At 43.9% G+C, this 4,004-nt stretch carries 3 protein-coding genes; 2 read left to right on the top strand and 1 reads right to left on the bottom strand.

The window, feature by feature from the left end:
• The first annotated feature begins 773 nt into the window (after positions 1-773).
• Positions 774-2,150: an Nramp family divalent metal transporter gene (locus SIN01_RS14165; protein WP_010027052.1), complete on the top strand. Its 1,377-nt coding sequence runs from the start codon at positions 774-776 to the stop codon at positions 2,148-2,150.
• A 20-nt stretch (positions 2,151-2,170) separates the two neighbouring features.
• The gene (locus tag SIN01_RS14160; protein ID WP_010027051.1) at positions 2,171-2,602 is read left to right on the top strand and encodes a universal stress protein; all 432 of its coding nucleotides are present in this window, start codon (positions 2,171-2,173) and stop codon (positions 2,600-2,602) included.
• 172 nt (positions 2,603-2,774) lie between these two features.
• On the opposite strand, the gene SIN01_RS14155 is transcribed toward SIN01_RS14160, so the two are convergent.
• Complete coding sequence (locus SIN01_RS14155; protein WP_010027049.1) at positions 2,775-3,803, bottom strand: acyltransferase family protein; 1,029 nt, start codon at positions 3,801-3,803, stop codon at positions 2,775-2,777.
• Positions 3,804-4,004 lie beyond the last annotated feature (201 nt).

The following is a 4,004-nucleotide window of genomic DNA, read 5'->3' as shown; positions in this document are numbered from 1 at the left end:
ATCTATTGCCTGTCCGTAATTATATCATGGAATGTACGTTCGTTTCTTTGAAATACTGCTCGATAGGATTATTTTTGCCCACTGCTGCTTCAATCGGAAAATTCTATAGAACACAGACCGGAATTAACTGACTGACATGCTTAAAATTGCATGACGCCAACGCTGTCAAGCTGCCATGAACAAGTCACAAGTCCATAATTGAGTCGCTAAACAGCAGCTTTTTGATCTGTAATTTTCACCCTCGCCTCACCGTTCGCACCATTAGGTATGATAACTTCAGGTTGATAACAATTTTGCATGCCGCCCAATAAAGATCTCTGCTCCCATCATTTCAACAAAAAAATCGTCGCTGCTATCAAAATGTTCACCCCTTACTTCATTCTGCTCAGCGCTCTTCCCTCCCCATCTGAAAAAATTTTCACCCTATTTTTGCATGGCACAAAAAAATGATAAATCAGGGTTGCTTCTTAAAGAAAACGGATGTATATTGTATGGGTGAATTAAAGTTTCCCTATGTAAACTTTAATTCTCCAAAGCAAAACAAATTCATTTGAGCAAGAGAGGAGCTGATCGATTGATCACTTGAGGCGTTCATGTTTCCTGGTCTTAAAGAGCTTATGTTCATGATAAGAATCACGCGCGTTGGATTGAATTTTTACCGTGACCATAATTTCTTTAGACAGAAGTTGCAGGAAAAATAATTGGGGAGCTCGCCACGCGCAGCCGAAGGGCTGATGGGCAGATTTCAAAAAATTTATGAGAGGTGTGAGCGAATGACTGAACTGGAAAGTGCGATGAAAAAAACGAAGCCGCATAAATTGATTAAGTATGCAAACGGACCAAGCCTTGAGGAAATTAACAGTACGGTAGCCGTTCCGAAAAACGGCAGCTTCTGGCGGACACTGGCAGCATTCTCCGGTCCCGGTGCACTGGTAGCTGTCGGCTACATGGATCCTGGAAACTGGGTCACGTCGATTGGCGGCGGTGCACAATATGGTTACCTACTTATTTCCGTTATCCTGATTTCGAGTTTGATTGCGATGCTGCTGCAGTACATGGCTGCGAAACTGGGGATTGTCACGCGAATGGATTTGGCTCAAGCTACCCGTGCTCATACAGGCAAGACGCTTGGCGTGATTCTGTGGCTGTCCACCGAGGCGGCCATCTGTGCCACTGATATTGCTGAAGTCATTGGTGGTGCGATTGCCCTTCAGTTGTTGTTTCACATCCCGCTTGTCGTCGGTGTTTCACTGACCGTACTCGACGTACTTCTCCTGCTTTTACTAACGAAACTCGGCTTCAGAAAAATTGAAGCGATTGTCATTACGTTAATCTCCGTTATCTTACTTGTCTTCCTCTATGAAGTGATCATTTCTAATCCTAACATTGCGGCAATGTTTGCCGGGTTTGTACCGAAACCCGAGATTCTGCATACCGGTCAATTAACCATGGCGCTCGGCATTGTCGGCGCAACGGTCATGCCGCATAACCTTTACCTGCACTCCTCGATCGCACAGTCGCGCAACATTAATCATGACAATGAAAATGAAGTTGCAAGAGCCGTTAAGTTTGCAACATGGGACTCAAATATTCAATTATCCGGTGCATTCATTATTAATTGCCTGCTGCTCGTTCTTGGTGCGGCACTCTTCTTCGGACATGGGGAAGGTCTTGGCACGTTTACTTCACTGTTCAATGCTTTGCAGAACAATCAATTGGCCGGCGCTGTCGCGAGCCCGGTCTTAAGTATCTTGTTTGCCGTTGCACTGCTTGCCTCCGGTCAAAATTCAACCATTACCGGTACACTGACCGGACAGATCGTCATGGAAGGCTACATCCACATGAAAATGCCGTTGTGGGCGCGCCGTCTGATTACACGTCTGATCTCCGTCATCCCGGTTCTGGCCTGCACAATTATTTACCATGGCGAAGAGAGCGCGATGGATCGCTTACTTGTCAACTCACAAGTTTTTCTGTCCGTCGCGTTGCCGATCTCAATGATTCCATTGACCCTATTTACCAGTTCGAAAAAGATTATGGGCGAACGATTCGTGAATAAACGGTGGGTAACGCTGGTTGCCTGGCTATGTACCATTGTCCTGACCTATCTGAATCTGCGGATTGTCTGGCAGTTTATCACATCGTTATGAGCATAATGGAGGCGTAATTGATGAAAGAAGACTTCTCACATCTATTAGTTGGTGTCGATGATTCGGCTGATGCACAATTAGCGTTTCGCTATGCGATGTATCGAGCGAAAAAAGATAAGTTAAAAATGACGATTGTATCCATCTTGGAAAAAGACGAGATGAACGTGTACCAAGCGCTGAATAAAGACTTCATCCATGGCAAACGTGAAGACCTTGAAAAACATGTTCAGCTTTACAAAAAGACCGCGTTGGATTACGGTGTTGAGAAGGTTGAGGCAATCGTTGCAGAAGGCGAACCGGGTGAAACGATTGTCAAAGACATTATCCCGCATACAGATGCTGATCTATTGATTGTCGGTTCTGAAGACAAGAAAGGCATTGCCAAGCATTTCGGCAGTCAAGCCGCATATATGTCAAAATACGCGACCATCTCTGTTCTTGTCGTCCGTTAATCAGTTTTGATCAATCGAATAACTTTCGAACCCCCCCTTTGCAGGATTAACTCGTCTGTAAAGGGGGTTTTTACGTAATCTGACACTGAGCCATTTTTTCAATTGACTCCCCGTTATGCCATAGGTACGATGTTCTTTTAAACAAATTGTGCATGGCATTGCACAATCCGTCTCAGCTGCTTGCAAACTGTTTTGGACTATGATGAATCAGAAAACGTCTGAATTGTTTCCATACCATCATGACTAAAATAGGGATGAATAAGCCCATGAGGCATTTTAATAACCAATGATCAGGGAGCCCCAATAGCTCCGGCAAGTCAAACAGTGCGCGATGCCAGAACATAATCAGCACCGTATGCTGCCCCCAAAGCACAAGCCAATGAAACCATTTAAGTTCACTCATGATTTGCGCAATTAAGACAACCCCCAAGCATAGAATGAGCGGAGCAATCAGGGCTAGTCCAGTATGATTTAAGCTGTCCGATTTCAAGTATAAAGTGAAATTGATTTTCTGAGTCAATTGATCGTGAATGAGAAGCATAGAAAAGGCGCTGATGGCTAGTAACAACAGATATTTATGCGATAGGGAATGAAGCAATCTAAATCCGTAGTATCCGGCCAGCATATAAGTCGTGGTCAGCAATACATCCTGTGCATCCCACGGAAAATAGGGATGCCCTAGGAACGCTGGTTGCTGATGAATTGTACCCATGGCGAACATCATCAAGCTGATCACCCATTGCAAGACAACCGAACGTACATTAGAAATTAAAAGAACCACAACAATCAGCGTGAGAATATAAACATTAATGAACCAAAAAATACTTAAATAATGGTTAAGGGTTCGTCCACCATAAAGCAGGCGAACAAAATAGAAAGCAGTGTACGACCAGTCCTGATTACGGACAAAATGGCTGAGGATGATTAAGAGACTTCCCATTAGAAAATAGGACACCACTAATGGCTTACAGCGACGCGCCCAGAAGTGACGCACCGCTTCCCAACTGTGCGAAATCGGTTTCAAAAAGAAACCCCCGATAATGAAAAATAACGGCATATGCCACCAATAAATGGCATCATAGACGAGATCAAACGAACGTATGTCGCGCTCAGAATCAATGGCATGCCCGAACACGACCGCAATGATTCCCAGTGCCTTTGCTATATCCACCCATATAATCCGCCGCTTGGTCGTTACCATGAAAAATCACCTTTCGTCCTTTAAGCAATTTCATACATAGTAAAATTTTTCGCTTTATCATTGCCTCACAATTGCTTAGTTTAGCACGATTCCTATATTTCGAAACGGCAATTCATTAACTTTAATCTAATTGTAAAAAAAGGGCTTAATCCTCCAAAATCACGCATGATGAAACAAGATTTAGAGCGTTGTTTTGGGTCG

This window comes from Sporolactobacillus inulinus, assembly GCF_006539285.1.
Classification (GTDB): Bacteria; Bacillota; Bacilli; order Bacillales; family Sporolactobacillaceae; genus Sporolactobacillus; species Sporolactobacillus inulinus.
The sequence above is the reverse complement of the archived record's forward strand: the minus strand, read 5'-3'. Positions and strand labels throughout refer to the sequence as shown.